Origin of the sequence: Rhodovulum imhoffii (assembly GCF_003046545.1) — a bacterium.
GTDB classification, from domain to species: Bacteria; Pseudomonadota; Alphaproteobacteria; order Rhodobacterales; family Rhodobacteraceae; genus Rhodovulum; species Rhodovulum imhoffii.
The window spans coordinates 33,697-49,946 of the sequence record NZ_QAAA01000012.1 but is presented as its reverse complement, the minus strand read 5'-3'; the positions used below and the strand labels follow the sequence as shown (position 1 = coordinate 49,946).

Annotated in this window: 19 protein-coding genes; 12 read left to right on the top strand and 7 right to left on the bottom strand. The window is 64.5% G+C overall.

The genetic code is table 11. The features are described from left to right. Positions 1-28: 28 nt before the first annotated feature. Together secG and C8N32_RS10465 are read right to left on the bottom strand one after the other, a co-directional pair. Positions 29-391: a preprotein translocase subunit SecG gene (gene secG, locus C8N32_RS10470; RefSeq protein WP_107892939.1), complete on the bottom strand. Its 363-nt coding sequence runs from the start codon at positions 389-391 to the stop codon at positions 29-31. A 58-nt stretch (positions 392-449) separates the two neighbouring features. Further along, a complete protein-coding gene (locus C8N32_RS10465) occupies positions 450-848 on the bottom strand; it encodes a DUF6524 family protein (protein WP_338110833.1) in 399 nt (132 codons plus the stop codon). A 138-nt stretch (positions 849-986) separates the two neighbouring features. Between C8N32_RS10465 and C8N32_RS10460 the strand changes: the two genes are divergently transcribed. From C8N32_RS10460 to C8N32_RS10450, 3 genes are read left to right on the top strand one after another with little or no spacing between them, the layout of a single operon-like run. Further along, on the top strand, positions 987-2,279 hold the full coding sequence (locus C8N32_RS10460) for an adenylosuccinate synthase (protein WP_107892938.1): 1,293 nt from the start codon (positions 987-989) through the stop codon (positions 2,277-2,279). Then, positions 2,279-2,509 carry a DUF2842 domain-containing protein gene (locus C8N32_RS10455; RefSeq protein ID WP_107892937.1) on the top strand — a complete coding sequence of 77 codons (231 nt, stop codon included), beginning with the start codon at positions 2,279-2,281 and terminating at the stop codon, positions 2,507-2,509. Before C8N32_RS10460 ends, C8N32_RS10455 begins: the two co-directional genes overlap by 1 nt. A 6-nt stretch (positions 2,510-2,515) precedes the next feature. Continuing rightward, complete coding sequence (locus tag C8N32_RS10450) at positions 2,516-3,181, top strand: thiamine diphosphokinase (RefSeq protein WP_107892936.1); 666 nt, start codon at positions 2,516-2,518, stop codon at positions 3,179-3,181. Here the strand turns inward: C8N32_RS10450 and C8N32_RS10445 are convergent. The 3 genes from C8N32_RS10445 to C8N32_RS10435 all read right to left on the bottom strand — a co-directional run bounded on the left by C8N32_RS10445 (position 3,153) and on the right by C8N32_RS10435 (position 5,963). After that, a complete protein-coding gene (locus C8N32_RS10445) occupies positions 3,153-4,061 on the bottom strand; it encodes a DMT family transporter (RefSeq protein WP_107892935.1) in 909 nt (302 codons plus the stop codon). The genes C8N32_RS10450 and C8N32_RS10445 overlap by 29 nt on opposite strands. Positions 4,062-4,070: 9 nt before the next feature. Then, positions 4,071-5,444: an L-serine ammonia-lyase gene (locus tag C8N32_RS10440; protein WP_107892934.1), complete on the bottom strand. Its 1,374-nt coding sequence runs from the start codon at positions 5,442-5,444 to the stop codon at positions 4,071-4,073. Positions 5,445-5,528: 84 nt separating this feature from the next. Further along, positions 5,529-5,963 carry a hypothetical protein gene (locus tag C8N32_RS10435; RefSeq protein WP_107892933.1) on the bottom strand — a complete coding sequence of 145 codons (435 nt, stop codon included), beginning with the start codon at positions 5,961-5,963 and terminating at the stop codon, positions 5,529-5,531. A gap of 78 nt (positions 5,964-6,041) precedes the next feature. Here C8N32_RS10435 and C8N32_RS10430 point away from each other — a divergent pair, with 78 nt between their 5' ends. The 8 genes from C8N32_RS10430 (at position 6,042) to C8N32_RS10395 (ending at position 12,961) form a co-directional block, all read left to right on the top strand. Next, on the top strand, positions 6,042-6,482 hold the full coding sequence (locus C8N32_RS10430; RefSeq protein ID WP_107892932.1) for a MarR family winged helix-turn-helix transcriptional regulator: 441 nt from the start codon (positions 6,042-6,044) through the stop codon (positions 6,480-6,482). 60 nt (positions 6,483-6,542) lie between these two features. Continuing rightward, on the top strand, positions 6,543-7,319 hold the full coding sequence (rpiA, locus tag C8N32_RS10425) for a ribose-5-phosphate isomerase RpiA (RefSeq protein WP_107892931.1): 777 nt from the start codon (positions 6,543-6,545) through the stop codon (positions 7,317-7,319). A 9-nt stretch (positions 7,320-7,328) separates the two neighbouring features. Next, positions 7,329-8,687, top strand: coding sequence for a glutathione-disulfide reductase (gor, locus tag C8N32_RS10420; RefSeq protein WP_107892930.1), 1,359 nt, complete (start codon positions 7,329-7,331; stop codon positions 8,685-8,687). A gap of 71 nt (positions 8,688-8,758) precedes the next feature. Then, the gene (gene hflK / locus C8N32_RS10415; protein WP_107892929.1) at positions 8,759-9,862 is read left to right on the top strand and encodes an FtsH protease activity modulator HflK; all 1,104 of its coding nucleotides are present in this window, start codon (positions 8,759-8,761) and stop codon (positions 9,860-9,862) included. A gap of 3 nt (positions 9,863-9,865) precedes the next feature. Then, positions 9,866-10,741, top strand: a complete 876-nt coding sequence (gene hflC, locus C8N32_RS10410) for a protease modulator HflC (protein WP_107892928.1) — start codon at positions 9,866-9,868, stop codon at positions 10,739-10,741. Continuing rightward, complete coding sequence (locus C8N32_RS10405; RefSeq protein ID WP_107892927.1) at positions 10,738-10,932, top strand: DUF2065 family protein; 195 nt, start codon at positions 10,738-10,740, stop codon at positions 10,930-10,932. The genes hflC and C8N32_RS10405 overlap by 4 nt, the downstream gene beginning before the upstream one ends. Positions 10,933-11,062: 130 nt before the next feature. Continuing rightward, on the top strand, positions 11,063-12,523 hold the full coding sequence (locus C8N32_RS10400; RefSeq protein ID WP_420853805.1) for a DegQ family serine endoprotease: 1,461 nt from the start codon (positions 11,063-11,065) through the stop codon (positions 12,521-12,523). A 114-nt stretch (positions 12,524-12,637) separates the two neighbouring features. After that, complete coding sequence (locus C8N32_RS10395; protein WP_107892926.1) at positions 12,638-12,961, top strand: 2Fe-2S iron-sulfur cluster-binding protein; 324 nt, start codon at positions 12,638-12,640, stop codon at positions 12,959-12,961. A gap of 31 nt (positions 12,962-12,992) precedes the next feature. Here the strand turns inward: C8N32_RS10395 and purD are convergent, their stop codons facing one another. Then, a complete protein-coding gene (gene purD / locus C8N32_RS10390; protein WP_107892925.1) occupies positions 12,993-14,255 on the bottom strand; it encodes a phosphoribosylamine--glycine ligase in 1,263 nt (420 codons plus the stop codon). 70 nt (positions 14,256-14,325) lie between these two features. Between purD and xseA the strand changes: the two genes are divergently transcribed. Beyond that, positions 14,326-15,861, top strand: coding sequence for an exodeoxyribonuclease VII large subunit (gene xseA, locus C8N32_RS10385; RefSeq protein WP_107892924.1), 1,536 nt, complete (start codon positions 14,326-14,328; stop codon positions 15,859-15,861). On the opposite strand, the gene C8N32_RS10380 is transcribed toward xseA, so the two are convergent. Next, entirely contained in the window at positions 15,858-16,247 is a 390-nt protein-coding gene (locus C8N32_RS10380; RefSeq protein WP_107892923.1) for a hypothetical protein, read from the bottom strand. The two genes, xseA and C8N32_RS10380, sit on opposite strands and share 4 nt — an antisense overlap. Positions 16,248-16,250: the final 3 nt, after the last annotated feature.

The following is a 16,250-nucleotide window of genomic DNA, read 5'->3' as shown; positions in this document are numbered from 1 at the left end:
CGCCCCTAACAAATGGTAGTGATAGACTTCACTCCGCCCGCGGCGGCGTCAGCGGTGCGTCAACCGGCGGCGGTGGCAGCAGGTCCTGCGCGTCCGGCAAGGGGGCCTCTTGCGAGGTCTCGCTGACGGGCGGGGAGCCTCCCAGGCGGTCGATTACCGAACTGCCGGCGGCGTTCTCCGCGGCGATGACGGTCAGCGTCAACGACGTTCCGATAAAGGCGATGGCGAACAGCCATGTCACCTTTCCCAGGGCCGTTGCGGCGGCGCGTCCGGACATGACGCCGCCCCCTCCGCCCATGCCAAGGCCGCCCCCTTCGGAACGCTGCAACAGCACTACGCCGATAAGGCATAGTGCAAGGATCAGGTGGACGATGAGTATGACGTTTTCCATTGCGGCCCCGTCTTGCTTGGGCGCCTATCTAGGGCCTAAGCGGCGGGCCCGCAACCCCTCACTCGTCGACGTCGTCCACATCGGCCTGTCCGGAAAGCCGGCGCCGGATGATGCTCCAGCTCAGGCCGATCCCCAGCACCAGTGACAGGCCGGCAAGGATCAGCCAGGTGTTGAGACTGGAAAGTTCCATCACCAGCACGCCCCGGTCGATCAGGACCCAGGCGACTGTGGTCATGATGGCCAGAATCAGGAGCATTCCCGGAATCCCGATCGAGCGCAGCGTCGCCCGCAGATAGATCACGTAGCACACGAGCAGCAGAAGGCTGCCCAGCACGACGAAGGGAAGCTGTCCCTCCCAGGCGCCCATGGCCCAGGTCACGAAGTTGTACTGGGTGGGGTTATAGGTCACGGCCAGAAGCACGAATGCAAAAACCCACCGCAGGAAGAAGCCCAACATTGGCAGTCTCCAGTTAATTGGCGCGTTTCCGCCCCGACATTAGCGCGGGTCGGGGGGGGGCGCGACGAAAAGTAGTTTGCCTCATCGTCGCAGGGGGCTATACCGGCGCGGGTTTGCAAATCGGAACAAGGAAATGTCATGGCCAATGTCGTCGTGGTGGGCGCCCAGTGGGGTGACGAAGGAAAAGGCAAGATCGTCGACTGGCTGTCCGAACGGGCCGATGTGATCGCGCGTTTTCAGGGCGGCCACAATGCCGGCCATACGCTGGTGATCGACGGGGAGGTGTTCAAGCTTTCGCTTCTGCCCTCTGGAATCGTGCGCAAGGGCAAGCGCTCGGTGATCGGCAATGGTGTGGTACTGGACCCTTGGGCACTGATCGCTGAGATCGACAAGCTTGCCGCGCAGGGCGTTGAGATCACGCCCGAAAACCTGATGATTGCGGAGAATGCCCCCCTGATTTTACCCTTGCACGGGGAGCTTGACCGTGCCCGCGAGGCAGCGATCGACGTCGCGCGGATCGGCACCACCGGACGTGGCATCGGCCCCGCCTACGAAGACAAGGTGGGCCGCCGTGTCGTGCGCGTGGCCGATCTGGCCGATGACGAAACGTTGGAGCGCCGTGTGGATCGCCTGCTGGTCCACCATGATGCGCTGCGCCGTGGCCTGGGCTTGCCGGAGGTGGATCGTGCCGCGCTGCTGGCCGCGCTGCGGGAGATCGCGCCCAAAATTCTGCCGTTTGCCGCCCCGGTCTGGAAGGTGCTGAACGAAGACCGTCGCGCGGGCAAGCGCATCCTGTTCGAAGGCGCGCAGGGCGCATTGCTGGATATCGATTTCGGGACCTATCCGTTCGTGACGTCGTCGAACACCACGGCGGGGATGGCGGCCACCGGCAGCGGTCTTGGGCCGAACGCGGTGGATTTCGTGCTGGGGATCGTCAAGGCTTACACCACGCGCGTGGGCGAAGGCCCGTTCCCGACCGAACTGAACGACGAGAACGGCAAGCGCCTGGGTGAGCGCGGCCATGAATTCGGGACCGTCACCGGGCGGCAGCGCCGCTGCGGCTGGTTCGATGCCGTTCTCGTGCGTCAGACCTGCGCGATTTCCGGCGTTTCCGGGATCGCGCTGACCAAGCTGGATGTGCTGGACGGGTTCGCCACACTGAAAATCTGTACCGGCTACGACCTGGACGGGGAGGTTCTTGATTATCTGCCCACCGCCGCCGACCAGCAGGCCCGCGTCACCCCGGTTTATGAAGAACTGGAGGGCTGGAGCGATTCCACCGCCGGGGCGCGCAGCTGGGCCGACCTGCCCGCCGCGGCCGTCAAGTATGTCCGCCGGGTCGAGGAGTTGATCCAGTGCCCGGTCGCGCTGTTGTCCACCTCGCCCGAGCGCGAAGACACCATCCTTGTCACCGACCCGTTCGCAGACTGATGCCTCTTGATTACAAAGCCCGCCGCCGCTGGTCGCTTGTCATCCTGCTTGTCGGGTTGCCGGCTTACATCGTTGCCGCCGTGACGGTATTCAACTGGCTGGATCGTCCGTCGTTTCTTGTGGAGCTTGCGGTCTATGTGGTGCTGGGTATCGCCTGGGCGCTGCCGTTCAAGTTCGTCTTCAAGGGGGTCGGCCGGGCCGACCCGGATGCACCGCCGGAGGATGACTGAGCCGTGATGCAGTCCCGGCGCAACATCACCATTCTCGGGGGGGGCGCGGTTGCCCCCGGCGATCTGTCCGAGGCGCTTCGGCTGGCGCCGGAACTGGTTGCGGCCGATGGCGGGGCGGATACGGCGCTTGCCCAGGGGCTCATCCCGCGAAAGGTGATCGGGGACTTCGATTCGATCTCCGAGGCTACTCGGGCCGCCATCCCGCCCGACCGGCTTTGTCCGATTGCGGAGCAGGACAGCACCGATTTCGAAAAATGCCTGCGCTCGGTCTCTGCCCCGCTGATCCTTGGGCTGGGTGTTCTGGGGGCGCGGCTGGATCACCAGATGGCGGCGCTGAACGCGCTGGCTCGTTTCCCCGCGAAACGTATCGTTTTGCTGGGGGAGCGGGACATCTGTTTTCTTTGCCCGCCGCGTCTTGGTCTGGACTTGCCGGAGGGGACCCGGCTCTCTCTGTTCCCGCTTGCGCCGGCGAGCGGGAACAGCACCGGGTTGCGCTGGCCCATTGACGGGTTGGTTTTTGCGCCCGATGGGCGCGTGGGGACGTCCAATATCACCGTTGCGCCGAGGGTGGAGATGGTTGTCACCGCCGCTGCGATGCTGGTGATCCTGCCGCGGGCGGCGCTGGCGGCGGCGGTTGCGGGGCTTATGGCGGCGGAACCGGCGCACGGCTGAGCTTGCGTTCCCGCAGGAAGACATAAAGCCCGGAGCCCGTGATGATCGCGACGCCCAAAAGCGCCTGGGCGTCGAAAAGGTCCCCGAACAGGACATAGCCCAGGATCGTGGCGGTCACGATTTCCATGTATTGCAGCGGTGCGATGGTGCTGGCCGGGGCAAAGCGAAGTGCTGCGCTCAGGAACAGGTGCGAGACCGTGGCCGCCACCCCGACGCCCAGAAGCAAGCCCCAGTCGCGCCCGGCGGGCGTCACCGGGTCCAGCCCGGCGACGCCGGACCCCTGAAACAGCACCAGCAGCGGCAGCACCAGCATACAGGCCGCCAGCGCCGTCCAGCCCTGAAGCGCCACGGGCGGGACGCGGCGGGCAATCCGCCGGGTCAGGACCATGTAGCAGGCAAAGCAGAACGCCGTGCACAGCGGCAACAGTGCCGCAGTGCCAAAGGCGGCAAAGCTGGGCCGGATCACCAGAAGCGCGCCGGAAAACCCTGCCATACAGGCCAGTACCCGCCGCCAGCCGACGGTTTCGCCCAGCAAAACCGCGCTCAGCAAAGTCAGGATGAAGGGCTCGACAAAGAAAATGGCGATGGCCTCGGCCAGCGGCAGCGTTTTCAGCGCGGCGAAGAAAGCGGTTGTCGCCACCAGGAGTGCCAGTGCCCGCAACAGGTGCAGCCCCGTGTCGCGCAGGCCGGGACGGAAGAGTTCCCCCGCGGCCCAGGCCAGGGGCAAAAGCACGACGACCTGCAACACGAACCGGGCCGCCACGATCTGCCCGACCGGAATCGTGTCCGAGGCCAGCTTGGCAAAACTGTCCATGATGGGGGCGGTCACGGCGAAGCCCAGCATGAGGGCGACACCGAGGAGAATTCTGTCCTGGGGCATGTCTCGGCCTTAGCAATTGGGGACGTTCACCGCCAGACCGCCCAGCGCGGTCTCCTTGTATTTCTCGCTCATGTCGGTGCCGGTCTGGCGCATGGTTTCGATGCAGGCGTCGAGCGGCACGAAATGCCGCCCGTCCCCGCGCAGGGACAGGGACGCGGCGGAGACGGCCTTGATCGCGCCCAGGCCGTTACGCTCAATGCAGGGGACCTGAACAAGGCCTTTCACCGGGTCGCAGGTCATGCCCAGATGGTGTTCAAGCGCAATTTCCGCTGCGTTCTCAACTTGCTGTGGGGTTCCGCCCAGAACCGCGGCCAACCCCGCCGCCGCCATGGCCGACGCGCTGCCGACCTCTGCCTGGCACCCGCATTCGGCGCCCGAGATCGAGGCGTTGCGCTTGATCAGCCCGCCGATGGCGGCGGCGGTCAGCAGGAAATCCCCGATCTTTGCGGGGGTCGCGCCGGGTACGTGATCCAGCCAGTAGCGCAACGTTGCGGGCACCACCCCCGCCGCACCGTTGGTGGGGGCGGTGACGACCTGCCCTCCGGCGGCGTTTTCTTCGTTTACCGCCATGGCGTAAACGCTGATCCAGTCGTTGATGGTATGGGGTGCGCTGAGGTTCATGCCGCGCTCGGCCAGCAGGGCGGTATGGATGCCATGGGCGCGGCGGCGGACGTTCAGACCGCCGGGCAGGGTGCCGTCCACCGTCAGGCCGCGGGTGATGCAGGCCTCCATCGTGCGCCAGAGGCGGTCGAGCCCTTCCTCCAGCGCGGTGCGCGGCATGCGGGCCAGTTCGTTCGCGCGCTTCATCGCGGCAATGCTTTTGCCGCTGTGCCCAGCCATTTCCAGCATCTGTGCGGCGGTCCCGAACGGGTAGGGGACCGGGCGGCCGGAATCGGGGGGCTCGTCCTGCGCCAGTTCGGCCTCGGTCCGGATGAACCCGCCGCCGATGGAATAGAAGGTTTCCTGTAACAGAACGTCGCCCTGTGCGTCGGTGGCGCGCAGGATCATGCCATTCGCATGACCGGGCAGGGGCGGGCCAAAGTCGAATTCAAGGTCCGTTTGCGGGTCGAAGCGCAGGGGCGGCAGGTTTTCGGGCGACACGTGTTTTTCGGTTCTGATCCGTGCCAGTGCCGCCTCTGCCGCCCCGGCGTCGTACGTGTCTGGACGGAATCCGGCAAGGCCAAGGATCGTCGCGCGGTCGGAGGCGTGTCCGACCCCCGTGAAGGCCAGCGACCCGTGTAGTGAGGCGCGCAACCCCTCCGGTTGGAAGGGCGATTGGCGCAGCATGTCAAGAAAGCGCGCAGCGGCCACCATTGGCCCCATCGTATGTGAGGAAGACGGGCCGACGCCCACTTTGAAGATGTCGAAAACGGAAAGGTACATATGTGCTCCCTTCCGTCAGATTGCCCGAACCGCCGCCTTCGGCAAGGCCGAAAGCGACGGAACGTGCGGCTTTTACAGCATCGCTCAGGTGTGGGCGGCCCGCATGGCCAACCCGTCGCGCATGTTGCGCGACAAGAGGGTGATGTTGACCGCCCCTGAGAGAAATTCGACCAACTGGATCGCGTAGAAGGTGCCGTCGATCTGCCCGGCTGTGGCGCGTTGGGCCAGGACGATGGCACAGGGGACCAGAACCAGCAGCCCGTTCGCCCCAATAAGACGCATGCGGGCGGTCTTGCGCGCAATCACCGGGCCACGGTGCGCGCCGGCCAGCCGGAAGCCGCTGGCGCCGACCCAGGCCATGGCGGGTACCAGCAGCACCAGGCCGTAAAGGATAGCCGATTTGACGGCGGTGATACGCTCTTGCCCGCCGAGCATCTCGGATATGAAGCTGGATACCCAGAAGAGGGCGATCAGGCCAAGCGCGAGGGCGCCGGCGGCGGCATGGGTTTTTGGGGTCATCGAAATCTCCTGCGAATCAGATAGCATGCTATGCATAATGCAGTTGAATAGTATGCTATGCAAGTGCTAGGACGTGGCATGACATTTTCGAAAGAGCACTCCGCCGGATTCGTGGCCAACCATATGGCCCGGCTTTTCGCCCATGGACTGGCGCGGCGTATCGCGCCGCTGGGGCTGGCGCCGGCGCAGTTCATGGTGCTGCTGGAACTCTGGCAGGAAGACGGGCTGACCCAGCACGATCTTGTCACCCGCCTGGATGTGGAGCAGGCGACCATGTCCAACACCCTGCGCCGCATGGAGCGTGACGGCCTGATTGTCCGCCGTGCCCATGATCATGATCGTCGCGCCCGCCGGATCTGCCTGACAGACAAGGCCCGCGCCCTGCAAGCCGCCGCGATCCGGGCCGCGCAGGATCAGAATGAGACCGCCCTTGCGTCGTTGAGCGACGCGGAGCGGGCGCACCTCATGGCGTTGATGCACAAGGTCGTCGGGGCGATGCGCCGGAATTGGGGCGATTGACCCTCGCAGGTACTGCGGAACTTGCCTATAACGGGGCCAAACCGCCAAGGAGACCTTGCCATGATCCCGCTTTCCGATGCTGACAAACCGAAATTCGTGGCTTCGCGCCGAGCCGTCGACTTTGTCGAGGACGGCATGCGCGTGGGTTTGGGAACGGGGTCGACCGCAGCGTGGATGGTGCGTTGCCTGGGCCGCCGCGTGCGGGAGGAGGGGTTGAAGATTGCCGGCGTTCCGACCTCGACACGCACGGCGGAACTGGCCCGGAAGGTCGGGATCGCCGTCGTCACGCTGGAGGACGCCGGCTGGCTGGATCTGACGATCGACGGTGCGGATGAATTTGACCGCGATCTGACCCTGATCAAGGGCGGTGGCGGGGCCCATTTGCAGGAAAAGATCGTCGCGACCGCTTCGGACCGGATGATCGTCATCGCGGACCCGGCCAAGGATGTCGCCCGGCTTGGCGCTTTTCCGCTGCCGGTGGAGGTTATCCCCTTCGGCTGGCAGGCCACGCAGAAACTCGTACAGCGTTTGCTGGCAGGGATGGATGTCGACGGTCGGACGGCCACCCTTCGCATGGCAGGGGATACCCCTTTCCGTACCGATGAGGGCAACTACGTGCTGGATCTGCATCTGGGCCGCATCGGCGCGCCGCGCGATCTGGCGCTGCACCTCAACCAGATCGCCGGTGTGGTTGAAAACGGGCTGTTCATGGATATCTGTGACACCGTCGTGGTCGGTCACGCGGATGGGACGGTCAGGCTGATCGGACGCGCGGGCAAGGAGGAAACCGGACGGATCGATCTTGCCGACGCCGAGAGCCTGATTGCCGACCTCTGAGAGGACCGTATGGACTTTGATTTCGACCTGTTTGTTATCGGAGGGGGCTCCGGGGGCGTACGTGCCGCCCGCCTGGCCGCCAGTGAGGCGGGGGCCCATGTGGGCCTGGCCGAGGAATACCGTATGGGTGGCACCTGTGTCATTCGCGGTTGCGTGCCGAAGAAACTGATGGTCTTCGCCTCAGGCTATCGCGGTGCGCTGGAGGATGCCCGTGCTTATGGGTGGGAGGTGCAGGCCGGCGCGTTCGACTGGCCGGGGTTCCGGGCCCGGCTGGATGCGGAACTCAACCGGCTGGAGAATATCTACCGCACCAATCTGCTGAAGGCCGGGGTGGACGTTTATCACAGCCGCGCCGTCCTGGAAGACGCCCATACCGTGCGCCTTGCCGACGGCACCGTGAAAACGGCCCGGCACATCCTGCTGGCGACTGGCGGGCAGCCTTTCGTTCCGGAGGTGGACGGCGCCGAATATTGTCTGACTTCGAACGATATTTTCAGACTGGATGAACTCCCCAAGCGTATCCTGATTGTGGGCGGTGGCTATATCGCCTGTGAATTTGCCTGTATCCTCAACGGGCTGGGGGTGCAGGTCACCCAGTATTACCGTGGCGCGCAGATCCTGCGGGGATTCGATGACGAAGCGCGCGGCCATATCGCCGAAGCCATGCGCGACCAGGGCGTGGATGTGCGCTGTGGCACCGATGTCCTGAAAATCGACAAGGTGCCCCAGGGGTTGTGGGTGAAATCCTCCGATGGCCATGATGCCGTGTATGACCAGGTGCTGTACGCTACCGGCCGGCGGCCCAACAGCGCGGGGCTGGGGCTGGAAGATCTTGGCGTGAAGCTTGCAGGAAACGGCGCGGTGGAGGTGGACGGCTATTCCCAGACAGCGGTGCCGTCGATTTACGCGGTGGGGGATGTGACCGACCGTTTGAACCTGACCCCGGTTGCCATCCGTGAGGGTGCGGCTTTCGTGGAAACGGTCTTCAAGGGCACCCCGACCATGCCGGATCATGATCTTGTGGCCGGCGCTGTCTTTACCCAGCCGGAACTTGGGACCGTTGGCCTGACCGAGGAAGACGCCCGGGAGCAGGGCCCCGTCGAAATCTATTCCACGGCGTTTCGTCCGATGCAGTCGGGCTTTGCGGGGCGCAGCAGCCGGGTGCTGATGAAGTTGGTCGTTTGTGCACAAACACGTCGGGTGCTGGGCTGTCATATCGTGGCCGACCATGCGGGTGAGATGATCCAGCTGGCGGGCGTGGCCGTCAAGATGGGGGCGACCAAGGAAGATTTCGACCGCACTGTTGCGGTGCATCCGACCATGGCTGAGGAACTCGTGACCCTGAAGGCGCCTGTTCGCTCGGCTTGATTTCCCGCCGGTGGCCCCCAATTCGGAAGGGGAACCCGGCAGGCACAGATAACGGAGAGGTGGTAACCCAGATGTCAGGTAACAACGGCGGGCCGTGGGGTGGCGGTTCCAACCAGGGTGGCAATCGCGGTGGCGGGCGCGGCCCGGGGGGGAACGAACCCCCCCAGATCCCTGAAATTGATGAGCTGATGAAGCGCGGGCAGGAACAGCTGCGCGTGCTGATGGGCGGGCGCGGCGGGCGCGGCGGTCCGCCCAGGATCGGACGGGGCGCGGTGGCGCTGGGCGTTTTCGCGGTGGCGGCGTTGTGGGTCTTCATGTCCTTTTACACCGTAAAGCCGGAAGAGCAGTCGGTAGAGCTTTTCCTTGGCAAGTACTACGATACCGGGAACCCGGGCCTGAACTTTGCCCCCTGGCCGGTGGTTACTGCGGCGGTGGTCAATGTCACCTCCGAACGGACCGAGGATATCGGCGTGCGCCGTGGGGGGCAGGACACCGGTCTGATGCTGACGACGGATGCCAATATTGTGGATATCGATTTCCAGGTCGTCTGGAACATCAACGATCCGGCGAAGCTTCTGTTCAACATCCGTGACCCGCAACTGACCGTTCAGGCGGTTTCGGAATCGGTAATGCGTGAAATCATCGCCGCGACCAACCTCGCGCCGATCCTGAACCGTGACCGGGGCGTGATCGCGGATACCGCAAAGGCCAACATCCAGGCCACGCTGGACGAATATGACAGCGGTATCAACATCGTGCGCGTCAACCTCGACAAGGCCGACCCGCCGCAGGAAGTGATTGACAGTTTCCGCGAGGTGCAGGCCGCCGAACAGGAGCGGGACCGCCTGCAGCGTCAGGCCGATGCCTACTCCAACCGTGTCGTGGCGGAGGCGCGCGGCAAGGCCGCCCAGATCGTCGAAGAGTCCGAGGGCTACCGCGCCCGCGTCGTCAACGATGCGCTGGGGGAGGCAAGCCGTTTCTCCTCGGTGCTGGAAGAATACCGCAAGGCCCCCGAAGTGACCCGGAAGCGGCTTTATATCGAAACCATGGAAAAAGTCATGAGGGAGGTGGACAAGACCATCCTCGACGAGGCCATCATCGGTGGAGAGGGCGGATCGGGCGTTGTGCCCTACCTGCCGCTGAACGAGTTGCGCCGTACGCAGGAAGGGAACTGAGCGATGAAAAAACTTGTGGTTCTGCTGCCTGTCCTGTTCGTCGCGCTGATTGCGTTTCTGTCTTCCATCTTCGTGGTGGATGAGCGGGAAAAGGCGCTTGTGCTACAGTTCGGGCAGATCAAGGCGGTGAAGGAAGAACCCGGCCTGGCCTTCAAGGTCCCGGTTATCCAGCAGGTGGTGAAATACGATGACCGGATCCTGTCACTCGATACCGACGTGATCGAGGTGACGCCGTCGGATGACCGTCGCCTCGTCGTGGACGCTTTCGCCCGTTATCGCATCGCCGATGTGGTGCAGTTCCGTCAGGCCGTGGGGGTCGGCGGGCTGCGGCTGGCGGAGGACCGGTTGTCCTCTATTCTCAACGCCCAGATCCGCGAAGTCCTGGGCGCGGATCAGGTGACGTCGGATACGATCCTGTCGGAGGACCGGCGTGAACTGATGACCCGTATCCGCGACCAGGCCCGCGCCAGCGCCCGCAGCCTTGGGCTGGATGTGGTGGACGTGCGCCTGAAACAGACCAACCTGCCGGCCCAGAACCTCGAGGCGACCTTTGCCCGGATGCGGGCCGAGCGGGAGCGCGAAGCCGCAGACGAGATTGCACGCGGGAATGAGGCCGCCCAGCGGGTGCGCGCCCTGGCAGACCGCACGGTGGTGGAACTTGTTTCCGAAGCCGAACGCGAGGCGCAGGTCATTCGCGGCGAGGCCGATGCCCGGCGCAACGGCATCTTTGCCGAGGCCTATGGCGCGGATAAGGAGTTCTTTGCCTTTTATCGATCTTTGCAGGCTTATGAGACCTCCCTGCGGAGTGGAAACTCGTCGCTGGTGATCACGCCGGACAGCGAGTTCTTCGATTACATCAAGGGTGAAAGAGGGGAATGAATTTTCTCCTTCTTGGCCTTGGCCTTGTGCTTGTTCTGGAGGGGCTGGTTTTTGCGCTGGCCCCTTCGCGCCTCGACGACATCGTCGAGACGTTGCGCCGCCTGCCGCCCGAAATGCGCAGGATGATCGGGCTGGGGGCGGTGGCGCTGGGAACAGTGCTGATCTGGCTTGCCCAGACGCGTCTTCCCTGAAAGACTTATGCCATCACACCCATGTGACGCGATGAGACGGGCAGTGAGTTGATCCACCATCGCCATACGTTCGATAAATGCCGTGGCTTACATGGTCAGAAGTGATTTGTAATCAGGAGGACATCGTCCCGTGAAACCCAAGGCCATCTCCGTTCCGGTGCAATCGTCTGCTGCTTTGCGCTTCATGTGGGCGCTTTTGCTGGGCGTGGCGCTGATTCTCGCGCAGGCCAGCGTGGCGCTGGCCCGCAATGCGCCGCAAAGCTTTGCCGACCTGGCCGACAAGGTCAGCCCGGCAGTCGTGAACATCACCACCTCGACGGTGGTCGCGGGCCGCCCCGGCATCAATCCGATCGTGCCCGAGGGGTCCCCGTTCGAGGATTTCTTCCGCGATTTTCTAAATCCCGATGGCGACGGCCCCACGACGCCGCGCCGAAGCCAGGCGCTGGGCTCGGGGTTCGTCATTTCCGAGGATGGATACATCGTCACGAACAACCATGTGATCGAAAAGGCCGATGAGATCGAGATCGAGTTCTTCTCGGGCGATACGCTGGAGGCCAAGGTCGTCGGCACGGACCCGAACACGGATATTGCGCTTTTGAAGGTCGAAAGCCCGACGCCGCTGGCCTATGTCCCGTTCGGCGACAGTGACATCATGCGCGTGGGCGACTGGGTGATGGCGATGGGAAACCCTCTTGGGCAGGGCTTTTCCGTTTCCGCCGGGATCGTTTCGGCCCGAAACCGGGCGCTTTCCGGGTCGTTCGACGACTATATCCAGACCGATGCCGCCATAAACCGGGGCAACTCGGGCGGCCCGCTTTTCAACATGGATGGTGAGGTTGTTGGCGTGAACACCGCGATCCTGTCTCCCAATGGCGGCTCCATCGGGATCGGGTTTGCGATGTCGTCCACGGTTGTCAAAACCGTGGTGGATCAACTCAAGGAATTTGGGGAAACCCGGCGTGGCTGGCTGGGGGTGCGTATTCAGGACATGACCGAGGACATGGCCGAGGCGCTGGGCATGGAGGCGGCCCGGGGGGCACTGGTGACCGATGTGCCCGAAGGCCCCGCCGCCGAGGCCGGGATGAAGGCCCGCGATGTGATCTTGTCGTTTGACGGTCATGACGTTCGCGACACGCGTGAGCTTGTCCGGCAGGTTGCGGGGTCCGAGGTGGGCAAGACCGTTCGCGTGGTGGTGTTCCGCGATGGCAAGACTCAAACTCTGATGGTGACGTTGGGTCGCCGGGAAACCGCCGAAGGCGCCGATTCCCCGCAGGCGGAAGAAAGCAAACCCGTTGAATCGGAACTTCTGGGTATGACCCTGCGTCCGCTGGACGATGCGCTGCGCGACCAGCTTGACCTGCCCGGAGGGAGTGAGGGGCTGGCCATACTGGATATAGACGAAATGGGCGAGGCCTATGAAAAGGGTCTGCGTGCAGGCGACGTCATCACCGAGGCCGGACAGCAAAAGGTTTCCACCGTTACGGAACTGGAGGCACGTGTGGAGGATGCGCGTCAGGCCGGGCGTAAATCCTTGTTGTTGCTCATTCGCCGGAACGGGGAGCCGCGCTTCGTGGCGCTGTCGGTCGACTGATCGCTCCGGGGCGGGCTTTTTGAAGGGGGCGTCGTTAGGGCGCCCCCTTTTCTCTGGAAAAGACTGCCCCCTTGGCTTATTCCCCCTCCGAATGGCTAATCGAGCGAGGCAAGAATGGCAAAGATCACCTATATAGAGCATAACGGCACCGAACATGTCGTGGATGTGGCCAAGGGCCTGACCGTGATGGAAGGCGCGCGCGACAACGGTATTCCGGGCATCGATGCCGATTGCGGCGGGGCCTGCGCCTGCTCAACCTGCCACGCCTACATTCACCCGGACTGGGTCGGAAAACTGCCTGCCAAAGAGGCGATGGAAGAGGATATGCTCGACTTCGCCTACGCCACCGATCCGGCGCGCTCCCGCCTGACCTGCCAGATCAAGGTGACGGACGATCTGGACGGGTTGATCGTGCAGATGCCGGAAAAGCAGATCTGACAGAAAGGGGCCCCGGCCCCTTTTTCCCGCCTTACAAAGCCCGCCATCCGATGTCGCGGCGGAAGAATCCTTCTGGCCAGTCGATGGCGTCGATCATGTGGTAGGCCTCGGCCTGTGCCTCGGCCAGTGTGGCGCCTCGTGCGGTGACGTTCAGAACACGTCCGCCGGCGGCTGTCACCTTTCCGCCCACCTCTTTCGTGCCGGCGTGGAAAACCATGTGGCGGCTGTCCTTGGGCAGGGTGTCGAGGCCGCGGATTTCGGAGCCCTTCCCGCAGATGCCCGGATAGCCCCTGGACGCCATCACAACGGTTATCGCGTGATCGTCGGCCCAGTTGACGCGCGCTGAGTCCAGCGTGCCGTTGGTGCAATCCAGCAGCAGGTCCAGCACTTGCCCGCCAAGGCGCATCATCAGCACCTGGCATTCCGGGTCTCCGAAGCGGACGTTGTATTCCACCAGTCTGGGCTGACCGTCGCGGATCATCAGCCCGACATAAAGCACGCCCGTATAGGGCGTACCCCGGCGGGCCATTTCGGCTACGGTGGGTTTGACAATTTCCTCCAGCGCCTTGCGGCACACGGCCTGCGTCATCACCGGGGCGGGGGAGTAGGCGCCCATGCCGCCGGTGTTGGGGCCGGTATCGCCTTCGCCCACGCGCTTGTGGTCCTGTGCCGTGCCGATGGGCAGCACCGTCTCACCATTGCACAGCACGAAGAACGAGGCCTCCTCACCTTCCATGAACTCCTCGATCACCACCTCGGCCCCCGCGCCGCCAAAGGTTCCCCCGAACATGTCGTTGAGCGCGGCCTCGGCCTCGGCCACGGTTTGCGCGACGATCACGCCCTTGCCGGCGGCCAGCCCATCGGCCTTGACGACGATGGGGGCGCCTTGCGCCCGTACATATGCCCGGGCGGTTTCGGCGTCGGTGAAATGGGCATAGGCGGCGGTGGGGGCATGGGTCGCGTCGCAGATCTCCTTGGTGAACGCCTTTGAGCTTTCCAGCCGTGCCGCAGCCTGCGAGGGCCCGAAACAGGCAACGCCGGTATCTGCCAGCCGGTCCGCCACGCCGGCGGCCAGGGGGGCCTCGGGCCCGATCACGACAAAGTCGATGGCGTTCTCCTCGACGAAACCGGCCACCGCGCCGCCATCTTCGATGTCCAGCGCCGCGATTTCGGCGATTTCGGCGATGCCCGCATTGCCCGGCGCCACGATCAGCCTGTCGCATTTGGGGTTTTGCAAGATGGCCCAGGCCAGCGCATGTTCGCGCCCGCCGCCGCCCAGTATCAGGATATTCATTGTCGTCCCCGCTTGGCCTTTGGTTTCGGGCGTTCTAGGCTGCGTCCCGTCCCATGACAAGCGAGAGCCCATGCCCGACCTGATCGAAGATGCCGCCCCCGGTAATGCGCCGGAGTTCACCGTTTCCGAAATTTCCGGTGCCGTGAAGCGCGTGATCGAAGGCGAGTTCGCCCATATCCGTGTCCGGGGAGAGGTCGGACGTGTCAGTCGCCCCCGGTCGGGGCATGTCTACCTGGACCTCAAGGATGACCGGAACGTTCTGTCGGGCGTGATCTGGAAAGGCGTTACCGCGCGGCTGGCGACCCAACCGGAGGAAGGCATGGAAGTGATCGCGACCGGTCGCCTGACCACCTTTGGCGGGCAGTCGAAGTACCAGATCGTGATTGAAGATATCGCCCCGGCCGGTATCGGTGCGCTGATGGCGATGCTGGAAAAGCGCAAGGCCGCGCTGGCGGCGGAGGGACTCTTCGCACCGGAACGGAAGAAGCCGCTGCCCTACCTGCCAGAGGTGATCGGGGTTGTTACCTCCCCTTCGGGGGCGGTGATTCGGGATATCCTGCACCGCCTGCGCGACAGGTTCCCGCGCAAGGTGCTGATCTGGCCCGTTGCTGTCCAGGGCGCGAAATGCGCCCCCGAGGTCGCCAATGCCATCCGGGGCTTCAACGCGCTGGAGCCCGGCGGTGCGCTGCCCCGGCCCGATCTGTTGATTGTGGCGCGCGGCGGCGGCAGCCTTGAAGATCTTTGGGGCTTTAACGAGGAGATCGTCGTGCGCGCGGCGGCGGAGTCTCGGATCCCGTTGATTTCGGCGGTGGGGCATGAAACCGACACAACCCTGATCGATCATGCCGCAGACCGTCGTGCGCCAACCCCCACCGCGGCGGCGGAGCTTGCCGTGCCGGTGCGGATGGAACTGTTGGCCTGGCTTGACAGCCAGGAGGCGCGGCTGAGCCACGCAACCGCGCAGGCGCTGGGTCATCGTCGCCAGCGACTGTCCGATATGGCACGCGCCTTGCCCCGGCCGGAATCCCTTGTGGCGCAGGCGCGTCAGCGGCTGGATGTGTGGGAGGACCGCCTGCCTGCCGCGCTGCGCAGCACCACCCAGGCCCGGCGCCTGCGCCTGTCCGAGGTCGGTGCCGCCTTGCGGCCCGCCGCCCTGCGCCACCGCGTTGCCGAGGCCCGGCAGACCCGTGACGCATGGGCTGCGCGCTTGGTCCCGGCATTGGAGCGTCTGATCCGCGACCGCAGAGACCGGCTTGCGCGCAGACCGCTGCGTGCGGAGGCCCTGCGCCGCGATGCCGGCAGGGCAGCAGGTGATCTGGAGCGTCTCTGCACGCGGCTTTCGACGGTATCGCAAACGCAGATTGCCCGTTGGCAGGAGAAGCTGACCGCGTTGGAGCGGATGCGCCAGACGCTGGGCTATACCGAGACCCTGCGCCGGGGCTATGCCGTGGTGCGTGCGGGGACGACGGTAGTGACCACCCGGACGCAGGCGCAGCAGGCCGGGACCCTCGAGGTCGAGTTTCAGGACGGTCGGCTGGCGCTTGGAGCCAGTCAGCCGCGCCGCCGGGCGCCCAAGGACGATTCCGGACAGGGGACGCTGCTCTAGACGCCCGCTTGCGGCCCGGCGCATCTCAGCGGGTGGCGGCTTTTGAAAATCTCGATCAGAGACTCCGAAAGTTCGCCATCGAACCGGGCGCTCAGCACGCCGTCCCTGAGATAGAATCGCCAGCATTGCGGGTCTTTTGGGGCGTGCTCGTAGAGAAAACAGATTTTCTCCGCATCTTCGTACCAGTACCCCTGTGTGCAGGGGCCGCCCAGGAATGCCCAGATCACCCGGCGATCGGTCAGGTATTGCTCCGCCCCGTAGGTTTCGCCTTCGGCTTTGTAGTATAGCGTTTTGCCCATCACATGGGCTTCGAACCTGGCCCCGCTCAGCGGAGGATCTGCCTGGGCGGCGGAGCACAGAAGGATCATGACGAGAAAAAGGCGCATGTC

Bases quoted from the DNA above. Each gene is read 5' to 3' on its own strand.
- hflC (WP_107892928.1), top strand. From the start codon at position 9,866: ATGAAAAAACTTGTGGTTCTGCTGCCTGTCCTGTTCGTCGCGCTGATT.
- C8N32_RS10405 (WP_107892927.1), top strand. From the start codon at position 10,738: ATGAATTTTCTCCTTCTTGGCCTTGGCCTTGTGCTTGTTCTGGAGGGG.
- C8N32_RS10460 (WP_107892938.1), top strand. From the start codon at position 987: ATGGCCAATGTCGTCGTGGTGGGCGCCCAGTGGGGTGACGAAGGAAAA.
- C8N32_RS10435 (WP_107892933.1), bottom strand. From the start codon at position 5,963: ATGACCCCAAAAACCCATGCCGCCGCCGGCGCCCTCGCGCTTGGCCTG.
- C8N32_RS10455 (WP_107892937.1), top strand. From the start codon at position 2,279: ATGCCTCTTGATTACAAAGCCCGCCGCCGCTGGTCGCTTGTCATCCTG.
- rpiA (WP_107892931.1), top strand. From the start codon at position 6,543: ATGATCCCGCTTTCCGATGCTGACAAACCGAAATTCGTGGCTTCGCGC.
- xseA (WP_107892924.1), top strand. From the start codon at position 14,326: ATGCCCGACCTGATCGAAGATGCCGCCCCCGGTAATGCGCCGGAGTTC.
- C8N32_RS10450 (WP_107892936.1), top strand. From the start codon at position 2,516: ATGCAGTCCCGGCGCAACATCACCATTCTCGGGGGGGGCGCGGTTGCC.
- C8N32_RS10430 (WP_107892932.1), top strand. From the start codon at position 6,042: ATGACATTTTCGAAAGAGCACTCCGCCGGATTCGTGGCCAACCATATG.
- C8N32_RS10440 (WP_107892934.1), bottom strand. From the start codon at position 5,444: ATGTACCTTTCCGTTTTCGACATCTTCAAAGTGGGCGTCGGCCCGTCT.
- C8N32_RS10445 (WP_107892935.1), bottom strand. From the start codon at position 4,061: ATGCCCCAGGACAGAATTCTCCTCGGTGTCGCCCTCATGCTGGGCTTC.
- hflK (WP_107892929.1), top strand. From the start codon at position 8,759: ATGTCAGGTAACAACGGCGGGCCGTGGGGTGGCGGTTCCAACCAGGGT.
- gor (WP_107892930.1), top strand. From the start codon at position 7,329: ATGGACTTTGATTTCGACCTGTTTGTTATCGGAGGGGGCTCCGGGGGC.
- purD (WP_107892925.1), bottom strand. From the start codon at position 14,255: ATGAATATCCTGATACTGGGCGGCGGCGGGCGCGAACATGCGCTGGCC.
- C8N32_RS10395 (WP_107892926.1), top strand. From the start codon at position 12,638: ATGGCAAAGATCACCTATATAGAGCATAACGGCACCGAACATGTCGTG.
- C8N32_RS10465 (WP_338110833.1), bottom strand. From the start codon at position 848: ATGTTGGGCTTCTTCCTGCGGTGGGTTTTTGCATTCGTGCTTCTGGCC.
- C8N32_RS10380 (WP_107892923.1), bottom strand. From the start codon at position 16,247: ATGCGCCTTTTTCTCGTCATGATCCTTCTGTGCTCCGCCGCCCAGGCA.
- secG (WP_107892939.1), bottom strand. From the start codon at position 391: ATGGAAAACGTCATACTCATCGTCCACCTGATCCTTGCACTATGCCTT.